Origin of the sequence: Bacillus sp. EKM420B (assembly GCF_011065565.1) — a bacterium.
Taxonomy (GTDB): Bacteria; Bacillota; Bacilli; order Bacillales; family Bacillaceae; genus Bacillus; species Bacillus velezensis.
Genome location: NZ_JAAMNX010000008.1, coordinates 39,145 through 59,922, shown reverse-complemented (window position 1 = coordinate 59,922; position 20,778 = coordinate 39,145). Strand labels below are relative to the sequence as shown.

At 44.6% G+C, this 20,778-nt stretch carries 24 protein-coding genes, 1 rRNA gene and 2 other annotated features; all 25 genes read left to right on the top strand.

Translation table 11 applies throughout. From position 1 onward, the window contains the following. The first annotated feature begins 89 nt into the window (after positions 1 to 89). The 25 genes from rrf (at position 90) to G9F48_RS18590 (ending at position 20,649) form a co-directional block, all read left to right on the top strand. A 5S ribosomal RNA gene (rrf, locus tag G9F48_RS18710) occupies positions 90 to 205 on the top strand. Between the two features lie 227 nt (positions 206 to 432). After that, positions 433 to 897: a transcriptional regulator CtsR gene (gene ctsR / locus G9F48_RS18705; RefSeq protein ID WP_003156396.1), complete on the top strand. Its 465-nt coding sequence runs from the start codon at positions 433 to 435 to the stop codon at positions 895 to 897. Between the two features lie 13 nt (positions 898 to 910). Beyond that, positions 911 to 1,468, top strand: a complete 558-nt coding sequence (locus G9F48_RS18700) for a UvrB/UvrC motif-containing protein (protein WP_003156397.1) — start codon at positions 911 to 913, stop codon at positions 1,466 to 1,468. Beyond that, positions 1,468 to 2,559, top strand: coding sequence for a protein arginine kinase (locus G9F48_RS18695; RefSeq protein ID WP_003156398.1), 1,092 nt, complete (start codon positions 1,468 to 1,470; stop codon positions 2,557 to 2,559). Before G9F48_RS18700 ends, G9F48_RS18695 begins: the two co-directional genes overlap by 1 nt. After that, complete coding sequence (gene clpC / locus G9F48_RS18690; protein WP_007410388.1) at positions 2,556 to 4,988, top strand: ATP-dependent protease ATP-binding subunit ClpC; 2,433 nt, start codon at positions 2,556 to 2,558, stop codon at positions 4,986 to 4,988. Before G9F48_RS18695 ends, clpC begins: the two co-directional genes overlap by 4 nt. Before the next feature lie 93 nt (positions 4,989 to 5,081). After that, positions 5,082 to 6,461, top strand: a complete 1,380-nt coding sequence (radA, locus tag G9F48_RS18685; RefSeq protein ID WP_014304212.1) for a DNA repair protein RadA — start codon at positions 5,082 to 5,084, stop codon at positions 6,459 to 6,461. Positions 6,462 to 6,464: 3 nt separating this feature from the next. Continuing rightward, positions 6,465 to 7,547 (top strand): DNA integrity scanning diadenylate cyclase DisA, encoded by a 1,083-nt coding sequence (gene disA / locus G9F48_RS18680; protein ID WP_003156401.1) that lies wholly within the window; start codon positions 6,465 to 6,467, stop codon positions 7,545 to 7,547. A 113-nt stretch (positions 7,548 to 7,660) separates the two neighbouring features. After that, the gene (locus tag G9F48_RS18675) at positions 7,661 to 8,761 is read left to right on the top strand and encodes a PIN/TRAM domain-containing protein (protein WP_003156403.1); all 1,101 of its coding nucleotides are present in this window, start codon (positions 7,661 to 7,663) and stop codon (positions 8,759 to 8,761) included. A gap of 12 nt (positions 8,762 to 8,773) precedes the next feature. Continuing rightward, entirely contained in the window at positions 8,774 to 9,472 is a 699-nt protein-coding gene (gene ispD, locus G9F48_RS18670) for a 2-C-methyl-D-erythritol 4-phosphate cytidylyltransferase (protein ID WP_015239038.1), read from the top strand. After that, positions 9,465 to 9,941 carry a 2-C-methyl-D-erythritol 2,4-cyclodiphosphate synthase gene (gene ispF, locus G9F48_RS18665; RefSeq protein ID WP_003156407.1) on the top strand — a complete coding sequence of 159 codons (477 nt, stop codon included), beginning with the start codon at positions 9,465 to 9,467 and terminating at the stop codon, positions 9,939 to 9,941. Before ispD ends, ispF begins: the two co-directional genes overlap by 8 nt. Before the next feature lie 91 nt (positions 9,942 to 10,032). Beyond that, positions 10,033 to 11,484, top strand: coding sequence for a glutamate--tRNA ligase (gene gltX / locus G9F48_RS18660; RefSeq protein WP_015388783.1), 1,452 nt, complete (start codon positions 10,033 to 10,035; stop codon positions 11,482 to 11,484). Between the two features lie 2 nt (positions 11,485 to 11,486). Then, positions 11,487 to 11,720 (top strand) — a binding site (T-box leader). A gap of 75 nt (positions 11,721 to 11,795) precedes the next feature. Further along, the gene (gene cysE / locus G9F48_RS18655) at positions 11,796 to 12,449 is read left to right on the top strand and encodes a serine O-acetyltransferase (RefSeq protein ID WP_003156410.1); all 654 of its coding nucleotides are present in this window, start codon (positions 11,796 to 11,798) and stop codon (positions 12,447 to 12,449) included. Next, positions 12,446 to 13,846: a cysteine--tRNA ligase gene (gene cysS, locus G9F48_RS18650; RefSeq protein ID WP_003156411.1), complete on the top strand. Its 1,401-nt coding sequence runs from the start codon at positions 12,446 to 12,448 to the stop codon at positions 13,844 to 13,846. Before cysE ends, cysS begins: the two co-directional genes overlap by 4 nt. 4 nt (positions 13,847 to 13,850) lie before the next feature. Then, a complete protein-coding gene (locus tag G9F48_RS18645) occupies positions 13,851 to 14,282 on the top strand; it encodes a Mini-ribonuclease 3 (protein WP_003156412.1) in 432 nt (143 codons plus the stop codon). Continuing rightward, entirely contained in the window at positions 14,266 to 15,015 is a 750-nt protein-coding gene (gene rlmB, locus G9F48_RS18640) for a 23S rRNA (guanosine(2251)-2'-O)-methyltransferase RlmB (RefSeq protein ID WP_003156413.1), read from the top strand. Before G9F48_RS18645 ends, rlmB begins: the two co-directional genes overlap by 17 nt. Before the next feature lie 6 nt (positions 15,016 to 15,021). Beyond that, a complete protein-coding gene (rae1, locus tag G9F48_RS18635; RefSeq protein WP_003156414.1) occupies positions 15,022 to 15,534 on the top strand; it encodes a ribosome-dependent mRNA decay endonuclease Rae1/YacP in 513 nt (170 codons plus the stop codon). Between the two features lie 62 nt (positions 15,535 to 15,596). Beyond that, on the top strand, positions 15,597 to 16,253 hold the full coding sequence (gene sigH, locus G9F48_RS18630) for an RNA polymerase sporulation sigma factor SigH (protein ID WP_003156415.1): 657 nt from the start codon (positions 15,597 to 15,599) through the stop codon (positions 16,251 to 16,253). 85 nt (positions 16,254 to 16,338) lie between these two features. After that, positions 16,339 to 16,488 (top strand): 50S ribosomal protein L33, encoded by a 150-nt coding sequence (rpmG, locus tag G9F48_RS18625; protein ID WP_003156421.1) that lies wholly within the window; start codon positions 16,339 to 16,341, stop codon positions 16,486 to 16,488. Positions 16,489 to 16,520: 32 nt separating this feature from the next. After that, positions 16,521 to 16,700: a preprotein translocase subunit SecE gene (gene secE / locus G9F48_RS18620; protein WP_003156422.1), complete on the top strand. Its 180-nt coding sequence runs from the start codon at positions 16,521 to 16,523 to the stop codon at positions 16,698 to 16,700. Positions 16,701 to 16,864: 164 nt separating this feature from the next. Continuing rightward, a complete protein-coding gene (gene nusG, locus G9F48_RS18615; RefSeq protein ID WP_003156423.1) occupies positions 16,865 to 17,398 on the top strand; it encodes a transcription termination/antitermination protein NusG in 534 nt (177 codons plus the stop codon). A gap of 167 nt (positions 17,399 to 17,565) precedes the next feature. After that, on the top strand, positions 17,566 to 17,991 hold the full coding sequence (rplK, locus tag G9F48_RS18610; protein WP_003156430.1) for a 50S ribosomal protein L11: 426 nt from the start codon (positions 17,566 to 17,568) through the stop codon (positions 17,989 to 17,991). Positions 17,992 to 18,085: 94 nt separating this feature from the next. Continuing rightward, positions 18,086 to 18,784 carry a 50S ribosomal protein L1 gene (gene rplA / locus G9F48_RS18605; RefSeq protein ID WP_003156431.1) on the top strand — a complete coding sequence of 233 codons (699 nt, stop codon included), beginning with the start codon at positions 18,086 to 18,088 and terminating at the stop codon, positions 18,782 to 18,784. 48 nt (positions 18,785 to 18,832) lie between these two features. Continuing rightward, positions 18,833 to 18,975 (top strand) — a sequence feature (ribosomal protein L10 leader region). Positions 18,976 to 19,038: 63 nt separating this feature from the next. Next, complete coding sequence (gene rplJ / locus G9F48_RS18600) at positions 19,039 to 19,539, top strand: 50S ribosomal protein L10 (protein ID WP_003156433.1); 501 nt, start codon at positions 19,039 to 19,041, stop codon at positions 19,537 to 19,539. A gap of 41 nt (positions 19,540 to 19,580) precedes the next feature. Then, positions 19,581 to 19,952 carry a 50S ribosomal protein L7/L12 gene (gene rplL, locus G9F48_RS18595; protein WP_003156436.1) on the top strand — a complete coding sequence of 124 codons (372 nt, stop codon included), beginning with the start codon at positions 19,581 to 19,583 and terminating at the stop codon, positions 19,950 to 19,952. Positions 19,953 to 20,043: 91 nt separating this feature from the next. Continuing rightward, positions 20,044 to 20,649: a class I SAM-dependent methyltransferase gene (locus G9F48_RS18590; protein ID WP_165409943.1), complete on the top strand. Its 606-nt coding sequence runs from the start codon at positions 20,044 to 20,046 to the stop codon at positions 20,647 to 20,649. The last annotated feature ends 129 nt before the right edge of the window (positions 20,650 to 20,778 follow it).

The window sequence follows — 20,778 nt, the reverse complement described above, 5'->3', positions numbered from 1 at the left end:
TGGAGCTGACAGATACTAATCGATCGAGGACTTAACCAATTTGAATGTATGCTTACTGTTATCTAGTTTTGAGAGAACACTCTCAATGGTTTGGTGGCGATAGCGAAGAGGTCACACCCGTTCCCATGCCGAACACGGAAGTTAAGCTCTTCAGCGCCGATGGTAGTCGGGGGTTTCCCCCTGTGAGAGTAGGACGCCGCCAAGCTATCATTACGGTAAAGGCAGCTCATCATGAGCTGCCTTTTTTGTGTTTTTCTGCATACGTTATATAATATGAGAAACGTAACGATATGCCTTTTTGCAAAAGCAGGTTTTATGCTTGTGCAAAGTGGAAATAATAGAGATAGAGCGATACAGTTGAAAAATTTTGCGAAACACCTTATAGTAAGATTAAAGTCAAATATAGTCAAAGTCAATAAAGGAGGGGGTTGAGTGGGACATAATATTTCTGACATCATTGAACAGTACTTGAAACAAGTATTAGATCAAAATGGCAAAGAAATTTTAGAGATCAAACGCAGTGAAATCGCTGATAAATTTCAATGTGTTCCTTCCCAAATAAATTATGTCATCAACACCAGATTTACAAGTGAAAGAGGATATATTGTTGAAAGTAAACGGGGAGGCGGCGGTTATATTCGTATTATCAAAATTAAAATGAATAACGAAGTCGTCCTCATCAATAATATTATTTCGCAGATCCATACCCACTTGTCCCAGGCAGCCTCTGATGACATTATTCTCAGACTGTTAGAGGACGGAGTTATTTCGGAAAGAGAAGCTAAAATGATGGTGAGTGTAATGGATCGTTCAGTTCTATATATTGATTTGCCCGAACGGGATGAACTAAGAGCCAGAATGATGAAAGCAATGCTCACATCTTTAAAACTAAAGTAAGCGGGTGAAAAGATTGATTTGTCAAGAATGCAATGAGAGACCGGCCACTTTTCACTTTACGAAAGTTGTTAATGGAGAAAAGCAAGAAGTTCATATTTGTGAACAATGTGCAAAAGAAAATAGCGATTCATACAGTATAAGTGGAAACCAAGGGTTCTCGATTCATAATTTATTATCAGGGCTGCTGAATATGGAGTCCTCATTTCAAAACACCGGTTCTCAAATGTTCGGCTACTCAGAGCAAGGGACAGCTTGTAAGAAATGCGGTATGACGTTTCAGCAGCTGAGAAAAACAGGGCGTTTCGGCTGTGCGGAATGTTACGATACGTTCTACAGCCAAATTACGCCGATCTTGCGAAAAGTTCACAGCGGGAATACGGTGCATGCCGGGAAAATTCCAAAACGAATAGGCGGAAACCTGCATGTAAGACGGCAAATGGAAATGTTAAAAAAAGAACTTGAATCTTTAATACACCACGAAGAGTTTGAAAGAGCAGCGGAGGTCAGGGATCAGATCCGATCGTTAGAGCAGGAATTAAAAAGTACAGACAGTGAGGGGGAACAAGGGTAATGTCGCTCAAGCATTTTATTCAGGACGCACTAAGCAATTGGATGAAGCAAAAGGGACCTGAAAGTGACATTGTACTCAGCAGCCGTATACGGTTGGCCCGAAACTTTGAAAATATAAAGTTTCCCGCCCGGTATACGAATGAAGAAGCCTCATCCATCATTCAGCAATTCGAAGATCATTTTTCAGGTAAGGAACTGCCTGATATCGGTCAATTTCATTTAATCAGAATGAGTGAAGCTCAGCCTTTGGAAAAACGGGTGCTGATGGAGAAACATCTGATCAGCCCGAATTTAACGGAATCTCCTTTTGGCGGCTGTCTGCTTTCTGAAAATGAAGAAGTCAGCATTATGTTAAATGAAGAAGATCATATCAGAATTCAATGCCTCTTCCCCGGCTTCCAGCTTCTCAATGCCATAAAAGCGGCAAACCAGGTTGATGACTGGATTGAGGAGAAAGTGGATTACGCCTTTGGAGAGAAGAGAGGGTACTTAACAAGCTGTCCTACAAATGTAGGGACGGGACTAAGGGCTTCAGTCATGATGCATTTGCCGGGCCTTGTATTAACTAGGCAAATGAATCGAATTATACCGGCAATTAACCAATTAGGCTTAGTTGTTAGAGGAATTTACGGTGAAGGCAGCGAAGCATTAGGAAATATCTTTCAAATTTCAAATCAAATCACACTCGGAAAATCAGAACAGGACATTGTAGATGATTTAAACAGTGTGGCTGCCCAGCTGATTGAGCAGGAACGTTCAGCCCGAGAAGCGCTTTACCAAACTTCGAAAATTGAATTGGAGGACCGGGTATTCAGATCTTACGGCGTTTTATCCAACTGCCGTATGATTGAATCAAAGGAAACGGCGAAATGCCTTTCTGACGTTCGGCTGGGGATAGACCTGGGGATCATCAAAGGGCTATCAAGCAATATACTTAATGAACTGATGATTTTGACACAGCCGGGTTTTCTCCAGCAATATTCGGGCGGTGCATTACGGCCGAACGAAAGAGACGCGAGAAGAGCGGCTCTTATCAGGGAAAGGCTGCATTTAGAAATGAGTGCAAATAGACAGGAGGATGATTCGATATGATGTTTGGAAGGTTTACAGAGCGAGCTCAAAAGGTATTGGCACTGGCACAGGAAGAAGCACTGCGCTTAGGCCATAACAATATTGGAACTGAACATATCTTATTAGGTCTGGTTCGTGAAGGAGAAGGGATTGCGGCTAAAGCACTCCAAGCACTCGGGCTCGGTTCGGATAAAATTCAGAAAGAAGTGGAGAGCTTAATCGGACGGGGGCAGGAAATGTCTCAAACGATTCATTATACGCCAAGAGCAAAAAAAGTCATTGAGCTCAGCATGGATGAAGCCAGAAAGCTAGGACATTCTTATGTGGGAACAGAACACATACTTCTCGGACTGATTCGTGAAGGAGAAGGCGTGGCGGCGAGAGTTCTGAATAATCTCGGTGTCAGCTTGAATAAGGCGAGACAGCAGGTGCTGCAGCTTCTGGGAAGCAATGAGACGGGATCTTCTGCATCCGGTACGAACAGCAATGCAAACACGCCGACGCTGGACAGTCTGGCGCGTGATTTAACTGCGATTGCGAAGGAAGACAGTCTTGATCCGGTTATCGGCCGAAGCAAAGAAATTCAGCGTGTTATTGAGGTATTAAGCCGCAGAACGAAAAATAATCCCGTTCTTATCGGAGAACCGGGTGTAGGTAAAACTGCGATTGCTGAAGGCCTCGCACAGCAGATCATCAATAATGAAGTGCCGGAAATTTTACGTGATAAACGCGTAATGACGTTAGACATGGGTACGGTTGTAGCCGGTACGAAATACCGCGGAGAATTTGAAGACCGTTTGAAAAAAGTAATGGATGAAATACGTCAGGCCGGCAATATTATTTTATTCATTGACGAACTGCATACACTGATCGGAGCAGGGGGAGCAGAAGGTGCGATTGACGCATCGAATATCTTAAAACCTTCACTGGCCCGCGGAGAGCTTCAATGCATCGGTGCCACAACGCTTGATGAATACCGTAAATATATCGAAAAAGACGCGGCTCTCGAGCGCCGTTTCCAGCCGATTCAGGTGGATCAGCCGTCAGCCGATGAAAGCATTCAAATTTTAAAAGGGCTCCGTGACCGGTATGAAGCGCATCACCGCGTATCCATTACCGATGAAGCGATCGAAGCGGCGGTTAAATTGTCCGACCGTTATATTTCTGACCGCTTCCTTCCGGATAAAGCGATCGATTTAATTGATGAAGCCGGTTCAAAAGTGCGTCTCCGTTCTTTCACAACGCCTCCGAACTTAAAAGAGCTTGAGCAGAAACTCGATGAAGTTCGCAAGGAAAAAGACGCTGCCGTTCAGAGCCAGGAGTTTGAAAAAGCGGCTTCGCTCCGTGATACGGAGCAGCGTCTGAGAGAACAGGTGGAAGACACGAAAAAAACGTGGAAAGAAAAACAAGGCCAGGAGAACTCCGAAGTTTCTGTAGAGGATATCGCGATGGTTGTATCCAGCTGGACCGGGGTTCCCGTATCTAAAATTGCCCAAACGGAAACAGATAAGCTTCTCAATATGGAAAGCATTCTGCATTCCCGCGTCATCGGCCAGGATGAAGCCGTTGTAGCCGTTGCAAAGGCTGTCAGACGTGCAAGAGCCGGACTGAAGGACCCGAAACGTCCGATTGGTTCATTCATCTTCTTAGGCCCTACAGGCGTTGGGAAGACAGAGCTGGCAAGAGCGCTGGCGGAATCCATTTTCGGTGATGAGGAAGCGATGATCAGAGTGGATATGTCCGAATACATGGAGAAACACTCGACTTCACGCCTTGTCGGTTCTCCTCCCGGATATGTCGGCTATGATGAAGGCGGCCAGCTGACAGAAAAAGTGAGAAGAAAACCTTACTCTGTCGTATTGCTTGATGAAATTGAAAAAGCGCACCCTGATGTGTTTAACATTCTCCTGCAAGTGCTTGAAGACGGACGCTTGACTGATTCAAAAGGACGCACTGTGGATTTCCGCAACACGATCCTGATTATGACGTCAAACGTCGGGGCGAGCGAGCTGAAGCGCAACAAATATGTGGGCTTCAATGTCCAGGATGAATCACAAAACCATAAAGATATGAAAGACAAAGTCATGGGAGAGCTGAAGCGTGCCTTCAGACCTGAGTTTATCAACCGGATTGACGAAATTATCGTCTTCCACTCCCTTGAGAAAAAACATCTTACAGACATCGTGTCGCTTATGTCTGATCAGTTAACAAAACGTCTGAAAGAACAAGATCTCTCTATCGAGCTGACGGATGCTGCAAAAGCAAAAGTAGCAGAAGAGGGCGTCGATTTGGAATACGGCGCACGTCCGTTAAGAAGAGCGATTCAAAAGCATGTGGAGGACCGGTTATCAGAAGAACTCCTCAGAGGCAATATTGATAAAGGGCAGCACATTGTTCTTGATGTTGAGGACGGCGAATTTGTCGTAAAAACAACTGCTAAAACGAACTAATATAGTGACAAACATGAGGCATACGTAAGCGAGTGTATGCCTCACTTTGTTATATAGAGAAATATTCGATAAGGAAGAGGTCTTACAACATATATGGCTAAATCAAAAACAAAATTCATCTGCCACTCATGCGGTTATGAATCCGCAAAGTGGATGGGAAAGTGCCCGGGCTGCGGGGCTTGGAATACAATGGTGGAAGAAACCATAAAAAAAGCGCCGGCGAATCGGCGGGCGGCTTTCTCCCACTCCGTTCAAACCGTCCAGAAACCATCACCCATTACATCAATTGAAACATCAGAAGAACCCCGCGTTCAAACAAAGCTCGAAGAATTCAACAGAGTGCTTGGCGGCGGCGTTGTGAAAGGCTCGCTAGTATTGATCGGCGGCGATCCCGGGATCGGAAAATCAACGCTCCTTCTCCAAGTATCCGCACAATTAGCAGATACGGCCGGCAGCGTGCTTTACATTTCAGGGGAAGAATCCGTGAAGCAAACGAAGCTGCGCGCCGACAGACTTGGAATCAACAGCCAAATGTTACATGTTTTATCTGAAACCGATATGGAGTATATTTCGTCTGCTATACAAGAGATGAAACCCGCATTTGTTGTCGTAGACTCCATTCAGACCGTTTACCAAAGTGATATCACCTCGGCTCCCGGCAGTGTATCACAAGTAAGAGAGTGTACGGCCGAATTGATGAAAATTGCGAAAACAAACGGCATACCTATTTTTATCGTCGGACACGTCACAAAAGAAGGATCGATCGCAGGGCCGAGATTGCTTGAGCACATGGTCGATACCGTTCTATACTTTGAAGGAGAGCGGCACCATACATTCCGTATTTTGCGGGCCGTAAAAAACCGTTTCGGCTCAACAAATGAAATGGGCATCTTTGAAATGCGGGAAGAGGGGCTTACGGAAGTGCTGAACCCTTCTGAAATTTTCTTGGAAGAGCGTTCTGCCGGGGCATCGGGCTCGAGTATCGTTGCGTCAATGGAAGGAACGAGACCGATCCTGGTTGAAATCCAGGCGCTCATATCACCGACCAGTTTTGGAAACCCGCGCCGTATGGCTACAGGCATTGACCACAACAGGGTATCGTTAATTATGGCTGTGCTTGAGAAGCGGGTGGGTCTTTTGCTTCAAAATCAAGATGCATATTTAAAAGTCGCCGGCGGGGTCAAACTGGATGAACCGGCGATTGATTTGGCAGTAGCCGTCAGCATTGCCTCAAGCTTCAGAGATACACCGCCGAATCCCGCAGATTGCTTTATCGGTGAAGTGGGACTGACAGGAGAAGTCCGCAGGGTGTCAAGAATCGAACAGCGCGTAAAAGAAGCGGCAAAACTCGGCTTCAAGCGCATGATCATACCTGAGGCGAATGCAGACGGGTGGACAATACCAAAAGGGATTGAGGTTGTCGGAGTAGCAAATGTTGCAGAAGCGCTTCGTACTTCATTAGGAGGATCATAATAGATGGAAAAAGAGAAAAAAGGGGCGAAACAAGAGCTTGACCTGTCTGCAATTCTGCAGTTCGTTGCACCGGGCACCCCGCTCAGAGCCGGGATAGAGAATGTACTTCGGGCAAATACAGGCGGCCTGATTGTTGTCGGATACAATGATAAGGTAAAGCAAGTCGTGGATGGCGGTTTTCATATTAATACATCATTTGCGCCCGCTCACTTATACGAGCTGGCCAAAATGGACGGTGCCATTATTTTAAGTGATTCCGGCCAGAAAATTCTTTATGCGAATACGCAGCTTATGCCGGAGGCGACCATTTCTTCTTCAGAAACGGGAATGAGGCACCGTACGGCGGAACGGGTGGCGAAGCAGACCGGCTGTCTCGTCATCGCCATTTCTGAGCGCAGAAATGTCATTACGTTATATCAGGACAGCATGAAGTACACACTAAAGGACATAGGTTTTATTTTAACAAAGGCAAATCAGGCGATTCAAACGCTCGAGAAGTATAAAACCATTTTAGACAAAACGATTACGGCTTTAAACGCATTAGAGTTTGAGGAGCTTGTGACATTCAGTGACGTGCTGTCTGTCATGCATCGGTATGAAATGGTGCTCCGAATAAAAAATGAAATCAATATGTATATTAAAGAACTCGGAACGGAAGGCCACTTAATCCGTCTGCAGGTGATTGAACTGATTACGGACATGGAAGAAGAGGCGGCACTTTTCATCAAAGACTATGTCAAAGAAAAAATCAAAGATCCGTTCGTGCTGTTAAAAGAGCTTCAGGATATGTCCAGCTATGATCTGCTTGATGATTCCATTCTGTTTAAACTGCTTGGATATCCGGCTTCTACGAATCTTGATGATTATGTGCTCCCGAGAGGCTACAGGCTGCTGAACAAAATTCCGCGTCTGCCGATGCCGATTGTTGAAAATGTGGTTGAGGCGTTCGGGTTTTTGCCAAGCATAACGGAAGCCACTGTAGAAGAGCTTGATGATGTCGAGGGTATCGGCGAAGTGCGCGCCCAAAAAATCAAAAAAGGCTTAAAACGCCTTCAGGAAAAACACTATATAGATAGACAGCTTTAAGTATCGCTTAAACCTGTCGGAATCTGGGTATATTATTGTTAGTTTTTGTTTATTCTGAATTTGTAGGCTCTGACAGTCTGCTGAAAAAATGTTACTTAAAAGGAGGTGGAGGTATGTTAAAACGAATAGTTCAGGCGTTCTTCATTATTGTGGGCGGCGTTGTCGGTATCTTTTTAATACCTGAATTGTTTGTGCTGTCAAATATACAGGACATACCTTTAATAACAAACGCATATACGTCTGCTGCAATTGGTGCTATTATCTTTTTTCTCATCAGTATATGGACGACAGAATATGTGATTAATTGGGTAAAATGGATTGAAGATTCTTTGCTGAGAGCTCCGGTGCCGGATCTGTTATTCGGGAGTCTCGGATTGGTTTTTGGACTTATCATCGCATATCTCATTGTAAACGTGATTCCGCTGGACAATATTCCGTACCGTATATTCAGCACCATCATTCCGGTCTTTCTGGCTTTCTTTCTCGGTTATCTGGGCTTCCAAGTCGGATTTAAGAAAAAGGATGAACTGATCAGTCTTTTCTCCATTTCTGCCAGAATGCAGAAGAAAAAGGGAAGTGCTGATGAGGAGCAGGAAGAACAGGATAAAAGGCTGAAAATCTTGGATACAAGTGTTATTATTGATGGGAGAATTGCAGATATTTGTCAGACGGGCTTTTTAGAAGGCGTCATTGTCATTCCTCAATTTGTGCTGGAGGAATTACAGCATATCGCTGATTCTTCAGATGTTTTAAAACGTAACAGAGGACGCCGCGGACTGGATATCTTGAATCGCATTCAAAAGGAACTGGATATTACGGTTGAAATTTATGAAGGCGACTTCGAAGACATTCAGGAGGTTGACAGCAAGCTTGTCAAACTTGCGAAGCTGACATCCGGTGTCGTTGTGACGAATGATTTTAATTTAAATAAAGTATGCGAGCTTCAAAAGGTTGCGGTACTGAATATTAATGACCTTGCAAACGCGGTGAAGCCGGTTGTGCTTCCGGGCGAAGAGATGAATGTGCAGGTGATTAAGGACGGGAAAGAGCATAATCAAGGTGTGGCTTACTTGGATGACGGCACGATGATTGTTGTGGAAGAAGGCCGCAATTATATAGGGAAACATATTGATGTGCTCGTAACCAGCGTACTGCAGACAGCGGCGGGACGAATGATTTTTGCCAAGCCCAAGCTGCTTGAGAAAGCTCTTTAAGAGGGAGTTCATATGGAGTATGTTGTCGTTATTCCGGCTGCCGGACAAGGAAAAAGGATGAAGGCCGGGAAAAATAAGCTGTTCATCAGCTTAAAAGGTGCGCCTGTTATTATACACACACTGCGGGTTTTTGAAAGCCACGCACCCTGTCAGAAAATAATCCTGGTGATAAATGAGAGTGAACGGGAAGATTTTCGCCAGCTGCTGGCCCAATTTCCGATTCAGACGGAAATTGAGCTTGTTACCGGAGGTGCGGAGCGTCAGCACAGTGTATACGAAGGACTGAAAGTGATTGATAAGGAATCGGTCGTCCTTGTTCATGACGGAGCGCGCCCGTTTGTCACACATCAGCATATCGATAAGCTCGTTGAAACAGCAGAGGAGGCAGGAGCGGCTGTCCTGGCTGTTCCTGTGAAAGACACGATAAAACGGGCGGAAGGCTCCCGGGTTGCGGAGACCTTTGACCGTTCAAGCTTGTGGGCCGTTCAAACGCCGCAAGCTTTTCGTCTTTCTTTATTGAAGACGGCGCATATGGAAGCGGAAAACAAAGGCTTCTTAGGTACGGATGACGCCAGCCTCGTCGAGCGTCTTGATGGATATCAGGTGAGTATCGTTGAAGGCAGCTATACCAATATTAAGCTGACAACGCCGGATGACCTGATATTTGCGGAAGCAATCATGAAAGCGGAAAGTGGGAATCATAATGTTTAGAATCGGACAAGGATTTGATGTGCATCAATTAACGGAAGGCCGTCCGCTCATCATCGGCGGAATTGAAATTCCTTATGAAAAGGGACTGCTCGGACATTCAGATGCTGATGTATTGCTGCATACAGTCGCAGACGCGTGTCTCGGAGCGGCAGGTGAAGGAGATATCGGCAAACATTTCCCGGATACTGATCCGGAATTCAAGGATGCGGATTCTTTTAAGCTGCTTCAGCATGTCTGGAACATTGTAAAAGAAAAAGGGTACGTACTCGGAAATATAGACTGCACGATTATTGCGCAAAAGCCGAAAATGGCGCCGCATATTGATGCTATGAGAAAACGGATAGCGGAAGGCCTTGAGGCGGACGTCTCTCAAGTAAACGTAAAAGCGACGACGACCGAAAAGCTCGGGTTTACCGGAAGAGCCGAAGGAATTGCCGCTCAGGCAACCGTTCTGATCCAAAAAGCCTGATCATTGTTTTGATGCCGGGTCTATTTGGTGGTAGAATAGATACATATATTCGGCTAGAGGCTACAGACGAGATGAAAGGAAGTATTTGAACATGGGAAATGAAGTACGCGTTCGTTATGCACCGAGTCCGACCGGACATTTGCATATCGGGAACGCCAGAACGGCGCTTTTTAACTATTTATTTGCCCGCAGCCAAGGCGGAAAGTTTATTATCCGGATTGAGGATACGGACAAAAAGAGAAATATTGAAGGCGGAGAGCAAAGTCAGCTCAACTATTTGAAATGGCTCGGCATGGACTGGGATGAAAGTGTGGATGTCGGCGGAGAATACGGCCCGTACCGCCAGTCTGAGCGTAACGACATTTACAAAGAGTACTATGAAGAGCTTCTTGAAAAAGGGCTTGCTTATAAATGTTTCTGTACGGAAGAAGAACTTGAAAAAGAACGTGAAGAGCAAATCGCCCGCGGGGAAATGCCGCGCTATTCCGGCAAACACAGAAACCTGACTCAGGAAGAGCAGGAGCAGTTTTTAGCCGAAGGCAGACAGCCGAGTATCCGTTTCCGCGTGCCGGAAGGGAAAATCATCGCATTTAACGATATCGTAAAAGGCGAGATTTCTTTTGAATCAGACGGCATCGGCGACTTTGTCATCGTCAAAAAAGACGGAACACCGACGTATAACTTTGCTGTCGCGATTGACGATTACTTAATGAAAATGACGCACGTGCTCCGCGGTGAGGATCACATTTCAAATACACCGAAACAGATCATGATTTTCCAGGCATTCGGCTGGGATATTCCTGTCTTCGGACATATGACGCTTATCGTAAACGAAAGCCGCAAAAAATTAAGTAAACGAGATGAATCAATTATCCAGTTTATTGAGCAGTATGATGAGCTGGGTTACCTGCCTGAAGCGCTGTTTAACTTTATCGGACTTCTCGGCTGGTCTCCCGTCGGTGAAGAAGAGCTTTTCACAAGAGAACAATTCATTGAAATTTTTGATGTAAATCGTTTGTCTAAGTCACCGGCTCTGTTTGATATGCATAAACTGAAATGGGTCAACAACCAATACGTCAAAGCGCTGGATCTTGATCAAGTGGTTGAGCTGACCCTGCCGCACCTGCAAAAAGCAGGAAAAGTCGGCACTGAGCTTTCTGCCGAAGAACAGGAATGGGTTCGTAAATTAATCTCTCTTTACCATGAGCAATTGAGCTACGGCGCTGAAATTGTCGAGCTGACTGATTTGTTCTTTAAAGATGAGATCGAGTATAATCAAGAGGCAAAAGCCGTTCTGGAAGAAGAACAGGTGCCTGAAGTGCTCAGCGTATTTGCTGCGAAGCTTGAAGAGCTTGAAGAATTTACGCCTGAGCTGATCAAAGCCTCAATCAAAGCTGTTCAGAAAGAAACAGGCCATAAAGGCAAAAAGCTGTTCATGCCGATTCGTGTAGCGGTTACCGGTCAGACACACGGTCCGGAGCTTCCGCAGGCCATTGAGCTGATCGGCAGAGAAACAGCCGTCAGACGCCTGAAAAGCATTTAAATATACGATTGTTGACAGGGAAGAGTATAAAACAATGACCATTACAGAAAGAATCTTCGTCGGCTGAGAGAGATTCATGCGTCATGTTTTAGAAGTGCGCCCTTAAGACCTTTGAAGAACATTTCTGCGGAAATCAGTATTTAAAGGCGGCCGCCGCCGTTACCGGCTTTTAAGTTGGGAAAACAGTGACTTGTTTTTCAAACAGAGTGGAACCGCGCGGTAAAAGCGTCTCTGTCATGTTTACATGCAGAGGCGCTTTTTTTATAGGCGGAAAAACAGACTGGAGCGGGGAGAGAATGGGGGGGAAGCATGTGTTTTTTAAAATGCTAAAAGAAGACATAGATACAGTGTTCGATCAAGATCCGGCAGCAAGAAGCTATTTCGAAGTTGTTTTAACTTATTCTGGTTTACATGCTATATGGGCGCATCGGATTGCACATGCTTTATATAAACGGAGATTTTTCTTCCTGGCGCGCCTGATATCACAGATTGCCCGTTTCTTTACCGGAATTGAAATCCATCCCGGCGCGACCATCGGGAGAAGGTTTTTCATTGATCACGGTATGGGGGTCGTCATAGGGGAAACATGTGAAATCGGCAATAACGTGACGGTATTCCAAGGTGTCACTCTTGGGGGGACGGGAAAAGAAAAGGGAAAGCGGCATCCGACCATAAAAGATGATGCTTTAATTGCAACCGGAGCGAAGGTGCTCGGCTCTATTACGGTCGGGCAGGGTTCTAAAGTAGGGGCCGGCTCCGTTGTGCTTCGTGATGTTCCCGACTTTTCGACCGTTGTCGGCATACCGGGGAAAGTCGTCATTCAGAACGGAAGAAAAATCAAACGCGATCTCAATCACCAAGACTTGCCCGATCCGGTTGCTGACCGGTTTAGAGCATTGGAGCAGCAGATTTTTGAACTGCAGGCTGAACTGGAAGATAAAAAAGAAAGGATCAACCAAAAATGACCATTACACTTTATAATACATTGACACGGAAAAAGGAAACATTCGTTCCTCTTGAGGAAGGCAAAGTAAAAATGTACGTGTGCGGACCGACTGTATACAACTATATTCATATCGGAAACGCCCGTCCGGCGATTGTGTATGATACCGTACGCAACTATTTGGAGTATAAAGGATACGATGTTCAATACGTATCGAATTTCACCGATGTTGACGACAAACTGATTAAGGCGGCCAACGAGCTCGGCGAGGACGTCCCGACCGTTTCTGAACGGTTCATTAAAGCGTATTTTGAAGACGTGGGCGCCCTCGGATGCCGGAAAGCGGATCTTCACCCCAGGGTCATGGAAAACATGGACGCCATTATTGAATTTGTCAGCGAGCTGATTAAAAAAGGTTACGCTTATGAATCAGAAGGCGACGTCTATTTCAAAACAAGGGCCTTCGAAGGCTACGGCAAGCTATCTCAGCAATCAATTGATGAACTCAGATCAGGCGCGCGTATCCGTGTCGGCGAGAAGAAAGAGGATGCGCTGGACTTTGCGCTTTGGAAAGCTGCTAAGGACGGAGAAATTTCATGGGATAGCCCTTGGGGAAAAGGCCGCCCGGGCTGGCATATTGAATGCTCCGCAATGGTGAAAAAGTATTTGGGTGACGAAATCGATATTCACGCCGGCGGTCAGGACCTGACATTCCCGCACCATGAAAACGAAATCGCTCAATCTGAAGCATTAACAGGCAAGACATTCGCAAAATACTGGCTTCATAACGGGTATATCAATATCGATAATGAGAAAATGTCAAAATCGCTCGGCAACTTTGTTTTGGTGCACGATATCATTAAGCAATATGACCCGCAGCTTTTGAGATTTTTCATGCTGTCCGTTCATTACCGCCACCCGATCAACTATTCGGAAGAGCTGCTTGAGAAAACAAAAAACGCGTTTAACCGCCTGAAGACGGCATACAGTAATTTAAACCATCGTTTGATTAGCAGCACGAATCTGACTGACAATGATGAGGAATGGCTCGCTAAAATCGAAGAGCACCGCACTGCGTTTGAAGAAGCAATGGATGATGATTTTAATACGGCGAATGCGATTTCCGTTTGGTTTGATCTGGCGAAGCTCGCCAATTACTACATGCAGGAAGACAATACGGCGGATCACGTGATTAAAGCCTTTATCAGCATGTTTGACAGAATCGGATCTGTTCTCGGACTTACGCTCGGCGAAGAAGAGCTTGTCGACGAAGAGATTGAAGAGTTGATTGAGAAGAGAAATGAAGCCCGCCGCAATCGCGATTTTGCTTTGTCAGACCAGATTCGCGATCAGCTGAAAAGCATGAATATCATTCTTGAAGATACGGCCCAGGGAACTCGCTGGAAGCGGGGAGAGTAAGCGGATGCTTCAATTTGAACAAATCAAAGATTCAAAGCAGTTAAACGGTCTTGCGCTCGCTTATATGGGTGATGCCATTTTTGAAATATACGTCCGGCATCACCTGCTTAAGCAGGGCTTTACGAAACCGAATGACCTTCATAAGAAGGCGAGCCGGATTGTATCGGCAAAATCACAGGCAGACATATTGTTCCGCCTTCAGGACGAATCCTTTTTCACGGAGGAAGAGGAAGCCGTGCTGAGAAGAGGCAGAAACGCGAAATCAGGGACGACGCCTAAAAACACAGATGTACAGACGTACCGCCATAGTACAGCTTTTGAGGCTTTACTCGGATACCTTTTTCTTGAGAAAAGAGAAGAAAGACTGAATCAGCTGATTGCTGAGGCTATACAAGTCGGGACGTCAGGGAGGAAAACAAATGAGTCAGCAACATGATTACGTCATAGGAAAAAACGCTGTGATTGAGACGTTAAAGTCAGATCGCAAGCTGTATAAGTTATGGATGGCGGAAAACACAGTAAAAGGACAGGCGCAGCAAGTTATGGAGCTTGCCAAGAAGCGCGGCGTCACCATTCAATTTGTACCGAGGAAAAAACTCGATCAGATGGTGGAAGGGCAGCATCAGGGTGTTGTCGCCCAGGTGGCGGCATATGAATATGCACAATTAGACGAATTATATAAAAGAGCGGAAGAGAGAAACGAACAGCCTTTCTTTCTCATATTGGACGAGCTGGAAGACCCTCATAATCTCGGTTCCATCATGAGAACGGCTGACGCTGTCGGTGCACACGGCATTGTGATTCCGAAACGCAGAGCGGTCGGACTGACGTCGACGGTCGCAAAAGCTTCGACCGGTGCGATTGAACACATTCCCGTCGTGAAGGTGACCAACCTTGCCCGGACACTTGATGAAATGAAGGAGCGGGGGATTTGGGTCGTCGGAACGGATGCATCCGCCCGGGAAGACTACCGCTCTATGGACGGCAAGATGCCTTTGGCGCTCGTTATCGGAAGCGAAGGCAGAGGAATGGGCCGGCTTGTGAAAGAGAAATGTGATTTTCTCATTAAACTTCCGATGGCCGGAAAAGTCACGTCTCTGAATGCGTCGGTAGCGGCCGGCCTTCTCATGTATGAAGTCTACCGGAAGCGCAATCCTTTAGGGGAATGAAGACAGATGGACATCCTGTTAGTAGACGGATACAACATGATTGGAGCTTGGCCGCAGCTAAAGGATTTAAAAGCGAACAGTTTTGAAGAAGCGAGAGATGTACTGATCCAGAAGATGGCGGAATATCAGTCCTACACGGGAATCAGAGTCATTGTGGTGTTTGACGCACATCTGGTAAAAGGCATAGAGAAAAAACAAACGAATCACAGAGTCGAAGTGATTTTTACACGGGAGAATGAGACGGCGGATGAGCGGATCGAGAAGCTTGCCCAGGCGCTGAATAATATTGCGACACAGATTCATGTCGCAACCTCCGATTATACGGAGCAGTGGGCGATTTTCGGACAAGGGGCTCTCCGCAAATCCGCCCGGGAGCTCCTGAGGGAAGTGGATACGATAGAACGGCGGATTCAAAGGCGGGTTTCAAAGATCACTTCTGAAAAACCACCGGGGAAAATCGAGCTTTCCGAAGAGGTTTTGAAAACGTTTGAAAAGTGGCGCCGAGGCGGTCTGGATTAGGTTGACGCTTTTTCGCCCATTAATGTATAATATTTCTATCTACGTGCGCCGGGGGGATCGCAGTGAATCTACAGAACAGCAAGGGAAAGTTCAACAAAGTGCAATTTTGCCAGTTGGAGGACGAGCAGGTCATTGAAAAGGTTCATGTTGGGGATAGTGATGCGTTAGATTACTTGATTACGAAGTACCGTAATTTTGTACGGGCGAAAGCAAGGTCTTATTTTTTAATAGGGGCCGACAGAGAAGATATTGTGCAGGAAGGGATGATAGGCTTATATAAGTCTATCCGAGACTTTAGAGAGGACAAGCTTACTTCATTTAAAGCTTTTGCAGAATTATGCATTACCCGCCAGATTATTACCGCAATAAAGACAGCTACCCGTCAGAAACACATTCCTTTAAATTCCTATGTTTCTTTAGACAAACCTATTTTTGATGAAGAATCTGACAGAACACTGCTTGATGTCATTTCAGGCGCTAAAACGTTAAATCCTGAAGAGATGATTATTAATCAGGAAGAATTTGATGATATCGAAATGAAAATGGGAGAACTGCTGAGCGATCTGGAGAGAAAGGTGCTTGTTCTGTACTTGGACGGAAGAAGTTACCAGGAAATTTCAGATGACTTAAACCGACACGTAAAATCAATCGATAATGCCCTGCAGCGCGTGAAGCGCAAGCTTGAAAAGTATTTGGAAATAAGAGAAATCAGTCTGTAGCAGGTTTCTGTGTCATATTGACAGAATTTTTCTGACTGTGCTATTTTATTAAGATAAATGATTGTTTAGGAAAAGGTGTAACGACATGAGAAAAAAGATTACGCTGGCATGCAAAACATGCGGAAATCGTAATTATACGACAATGAAAAGCTCTGCATCAGCGGCTGAGCGGTTAGAAGTTAAGAAGTACTGCAGCACTTGCAATTCACATACAGCTCATTTAGAAACAAAATAGTGTTCGCTTTTTAAATTGTGGAGGTCTTTTACATGCGCATGATGAGTTTCTTTAAAGATGTTGGCAAAGAAATGAAAAAGGTTAGCTGGCCTAAAGGCAAAGAGTTAACGCGCTATACGATCACGGTAATTTCAACGGTTATCTTTTTTGTTATCTTTTTTGCCCTCCTTGATACAGGAATTTCTCAATTAATTCGTTTAATAGTTGAATAATGATCAGCAATACGTGCTATAATAGATCATAATATCGTTTGCCAAAACCCGTTCAGCGGGTTTTTTATTGTGTTGAAAAAAGGATTCATAGGCTCTGAGCCTATTTTTTGTTTTACACTTCATTTTTAAATGCGGGGAGGGAAGGACTGCAGAGTCCTGATAGAATGGAAAAGAATTGGTATGTTGTTCATACGTATTCCGGTTATGAAAACAAAGTAAAAGCGAACCTTGAAAAACGTGTGGAATCAATGGGAATGCAGGATAAAATTTTCCGCGTTGTCGTCCCTGAAGAAGAAGAGACTGATATTAAGAACGGCAAGAAAAAAGTAGTCAAAAAGAAAGTGTTCCCGGGTTATGTGCTTGTTGAAATCGTCATGACTGATGATTCCTGGTATGTGGTCCGCAACACGCCGGGCGTTACCGGATTCGTCGGATCAGCCGGTTCAGGCTCAAAGCCGACTCCGCTTCTTCCTGGCGAAGCGGAAACCATCTTAAAACGCATGGGCATGGATGAGCGGAAAACCGACATTGATTTTGAATTGAATGAGACAGTCAAAGTCATAGACGGACCTTTCGCCAACTTTACAGGATCAATTGAAGAGATTGATTATGATAAGAGCAAAGTGAAAGTATTCGTTAACATGTTCGGCCGTGAAACGCCGGTTGAGCTGGAATTTACCCAGATCGACAAATTGTAATGTGAAAAAACTTGAAATTGCTATATATTAATGATAATATAGCAAAGGTACGTCTTGGACTAATCCAAGGCAGCTAGCTTGATATTTCGTCATTCATATAAAGAATGAAACCTTGAGTGGGAGGGTTTACCCTATTACCACATCACGGACTTAAGGAGGTGTGTCTCGTGGCTAAAAAAGTAGTAAAAGTTGTAAAATTGCAAATTCCTGCTGGAAAAGCTAACCCAGCGCCGCCAGTTGGACCTGCACTAGGTCAAGCCGGTGTAAATATCATGGGATTCTGTAAGGAGTTTAACGCTCGTACAGCTGACCAAGCTGGTTTAATCATTCCTGTTGAAATTTCGGTTTACGAAGACCGTTCATTTACATTTATTACAAAAACTCCGCCTGCTGCAGTATTGCTTAAAAAAGCAGCTGGAATTGAGTCTGGTTCTGGTGAACCAAACCGTAATAAAGTGGCAACCGTTAAGCGCGATAAGGTTCGCGAAATCGCTGAAACGAAAATGCCTGACTTAAACGCAGCAGACGTTGAAGCGGCAATGCGCATGGTTGAAGGTACTGCCCGCAGTATGGGTATCGTTATCGAGGATTAATTTGTTTCTTGTCGGGTTGCGAGTTTTCACAAGTTCGCAACCCTTATTCGTGGGAGGTTATTCCGCTATAACCACATAAGGAGGAAATTTTAAAATGGCTAAAAAAGGTAAAAAGTACGTTGAAGCTGCGAAGCTTGTAGACCGTGCGAAAGCTTACGACGTCGCTGAAGCAGTGGCGCTTACTAAAAAAACAAACACAGCTAAATTCGACGCTACAGTTGAAGTTGCTTTTCGTTTAGGGGTTGACCCTCGTAAAAACGATCAGCAAATCCGCGGTGCAGTTGTACTTCCTAACGGAACTGGTAAAACTCAGCGCGTGCTTGTATTCGCTAAAGGCGAAAAAGCAAAAGAAGCTGAAGCTGCCGGTGCAGACTACGTCGGCGATTCTGATTACATCGCGAAAATCCAGCAAGGCTGGTTCGAATTCGATGTAATCGTTGCGACTCCTGACATGATGGGTGAAGTCGGTAAAATCGGCCGTGTGCTTGGACCAAAAGGTCTTATGCCAAACCCTAAAACAGGAACTGTTACATTCGAAGTAGAAAAAGCAATCGGCGAAATCAAAGCTGGTAAAGTAGAATACCGCGTTGACAAAGCTGGTAACATCCATGTTCCGATCGGAAAAGTTTCTTTCGAGGATGAAAAACTTGTTGAGAACTTCACAACAATGTATGATACAATCCTGAAAGCAAAACCGGCTGCGGCTAAAGGTGTTTACGTGAAAAACGTTGCCGTTACTTCTACTATGGGCCCTGGTGTCAAAGTAGACGCTTCTACTTTCAACGTAAAATAATATTTGACTTTAGATCAGCATTCTGATATGATTCAAAATGTTGTAAAATATAATATGTCATTTATACCGTAGACAGCAGGGGCCGATGAGGCTTAATATCCTGCCGAGGTGTATATATATCACAGCTATTACGTTACGTATGCTTGTATATACAGCCTCCATGTCCACATGGAGGCTTTTTATATGAAATCGTCGTCACAGTCGTGATCACCTAGCGGTATAAGTGTTACACAAAATCTACAGGAGGTGTAACCATGAGCAGCGCAATTGATACAAAAAAAGTTGTTGTTGAAGAGATTGCTTCTAAACTGAAAGAAAGCAAATCAACGATCATCGTTGACTACCGCGGACTTAACGTTTCTGAAGTAACTGAACTCCGTAAACAGCTTCGCGAAGCTAACGTAGAGTTCAAAGTGTACAAAAACACAATGACTCGCCGTGCGGTTGAACAAGCTGAACTTGATGGTTTGAATGATGTCTTAACTGGACCGAATGCGATCGCATTCAGTACTGAAGATGTTGTCGCTCCGGCAAAAGTTCTTAACGAGTTCGCGAAAAATCACGAAGCTCTGGAAATCAAAGCGGGCGTTATCGAAGGAAAAGTATCTTCTGTTGAAGAAGTGAAAGCTCTTGCTGAACTTCCTTCACGCGATGGCTTACTTTCTATGTTGCTTAGCGTACTTCAAGCTCCAGTTCGCAACCTTGCACTTGCAGCTAAAGCAGTTGCAGACCAAAAGGAAGAACAAGGCGCTTAATCTGATTTTACCCTAAAATAAAACAAATGGAGGAATTTCAAATGGCTTTAAATATCGAAGAAATCATTGCTTCCGTTAAAGAAGCAACTGTACTTGAATTGAACGACCTAGTAAAAGCAATCGAAGAAGAATTTGGCGTAACTGCTGCTGCTCCTGTAGCTGTAGCTGGCGGAGCTGCTGCTGGCGGCGCTGCTGAAGAGCAAAGCGAATTCGACCTTATCCTTGCTGGTGCAGGTTCTCAGAAAATCAAAGTTATCAAAGTTGTTCGTGAAATCACTGGTCTTGGCTTGAAAGAAGCTAAAGAACTTGTTGACAACACTCCAAAACCACTTAAAGAAGGTATTGCGAAAGAAGAAGCTGAAGAGCTTAAAGCTAAACTTGAAGAAGTTGGCGCTTCTGTAGAAGTTAAGTAATCTTCACTTGCCTGTAGGGGAAGCTCGCTTTTATGAGGCGGGCTTTTTCTTTGCTTTTCTTTAAGTGCAATTAAAAAAGGAGGTTCTAATAATGAGTGAACACTATTATTCAGAAAAACCTTCAGTTAAAAGCGATAAACAGACATGGTCATTTACACTGCGGAACAGATCTTATACATTCACAAGTGACAGCGGCGTTTTCTCGAAAAAGGAAGTTGATTTCGGTTCGCGTGTCTTAATTGAAGCGTTTGAAGAGCCGGAGATCGATGGTGACTTCCTGGATGCAGGCTGCGGTTACGGCCCGATCGGTCTGTCGCTCGCCGGTGTATTTACAGACCGGACCGTGCACATGATTGACGTGAATGAAAGAGCCGTAGAGCTGTCAAATGAAAATGCAGAAAAAAACGGAATAAAAAACGTTCGGATTTATCAGAGTGATTTATTTTCAAATATTGATTCTGCTCAAACATTTGCTTCTATTATTACAAACCCCCCAATCCGCGCCGGAAAAAAAGTTGTCCATGCCATTTTTGAAAAAAGCGCTGAGCATTTAAGGGCTTCAGGTGAATTGTGGATCGTTATACAGAAAAAACAGGGCGGGCCTTCTGCCATTGAAAAACTGAAGGAGCTTTTTGACGAAGTTTCTGTGGTTCAAAAAAAGAAAGGCTATTATATCATAAAAGCAAAAAAAGTTTGACTTGAATTTTCAGCTATGTTAATATTGTAAAATGCCAATGTATATATTTTGCATGATATGCTCAAATAATCATAGTGCATGTATAAATTATACAAACATGGAAATGCTAATAAAATCGGTATTTGTTTT

What these genes read in the sequence shown, in the direction of transcription:
- G9F48_RS18695 (WP_003156398.1), top strand. Translation starts at nt 1,468, where the DNA reads ATGTCGCTCAAGCATTTTATTCAGGACGCACTAAGCAATTGGATGAAG.
- clpC (WP_007410388.1), top strand. Translation starts at nt 2,556, where the DNA reads ATGATGTTTGGAAGGTTTACAGAGCGAGCTCAAAAGGTATTGGCACTG.
- radA (WP_014304212.1), top strand. Translation starts at nt 5,082, where the DNA reads ATGGCTAAATCAAAAACAAAATTCATCTGCCACTCATGCGGTTATGAA.
- disA (WP_003156401.1), top strand. Translation starts at nt 6,465, where the DNA reads ATGGAAAAAGAGAAAAAAGGGGCGAAACAAGAGCTTGACCTGTCTGCA.
- G9F48_RS18675 (WP_003156403.1), top strand. Translation starts at nt 7,661, where the DNA reads ATGTTAAAACGAATAGTTCAGGCGTTCTTCATTATTGTGGGCGGCGTT.
- ispD (WP_015239038.1), top strand. Translation starts at nt 8,774, where the DNA reads ATGGAGTATGTTGTCGTTATTCCGGCTGCCGGACAAGGAAAAAGGATG.
- ispF (WP_003156407.1), top strand. Translation starts at nt 9,465, where the DNA reads ATGTTTAGAATCGGACAAGGATTTGATGTGCATCAATTAACGGAAGGC.
- gltX (WP_015388783.1), top strand. Translation starts at nt 10,033, where the DNA reads ATGGGAAATGAAGTACGCGTTCGTTATGCACCGAGTCCGACCGGACAT.
- cysS (WP_003156411.1), top strand. Translation starts at nt 12,446, where the DNA reads ATGACCATTACACTTTATAATACATTGACACGGAAAAAGGAAACATTC.
- G9F48_RS18645 (WP_003156412.1), top strand. Translation starts at nt 13,851, where the DNA reads ATGCTTCAATTTGAACAAATCAAAGATTCAAAGCAGTTAAACGGTCTT.
- rlmB (WP_003156413.1), top strand. Translation starts at nt 14,266, where the DNA reads ATGAGTCAGCAACATGATTACGTCATAGGAAAAAACGCTGTGATTGAG.
- rae1 (WP_003156414.1), top strand. Translation starts at nt 15,022, where the DNA reads ATGGACATCCTGTTAGTAGACGGATACAACATGATTGGAGCTTGGCCG.
- rpmG (WP_003156421.1), top strand. Translation starts at nt 16,339, where the DNA reads ATGAGAAAAAAGATTACGCTGGCATGCAAAACATGCGGAAATCGTAAT.
- secE (WP_003156422.1), top strand. Translation starts at nt 16,521, where the DNA reads ATGCGCATGATGAGTTTCTTTAAAGATGTTGGCAAAGAAATGAAAAAG.
- nusG (WP_003156423.1), top strand. Translation starts at nt 16,865, where the DNA reads ATGGAAAAGAATTGGTATGTTGTTCATACGTATTCCGGTTATGAAAAC.
- rplA (WP_003156431.1), top strand. Translation starts at nt 18,086, where the DNA reads ATGGCTAAAAAAGGTAAAAAGTACGTTGAAGCTGCGAAGCTTGTAGAC.
- rplJ (WP_003156433.1), top strand. Translation starts at nt 19,039, where the DNA reads ATGAGCAGCGCAATTGATACAAAAAAAGTTGTTGTTGAAGAGATTGCT.
- rplL (WP_003156436.1), top strand. Translation starts at nt 19,581, where the DNA reads ATGGCTTTAAATATCGAAGAAATCATTGCTTCCGTTAAAGAAGCAACT.
- G9F48_RS18590 (WP_165409943.1), top strand. Translation starts at nt 20,044, where the DNA reads ATGAGTGAACACTATTATTCAGAAAAACCTTCAGTTAAAAGCGATAAA.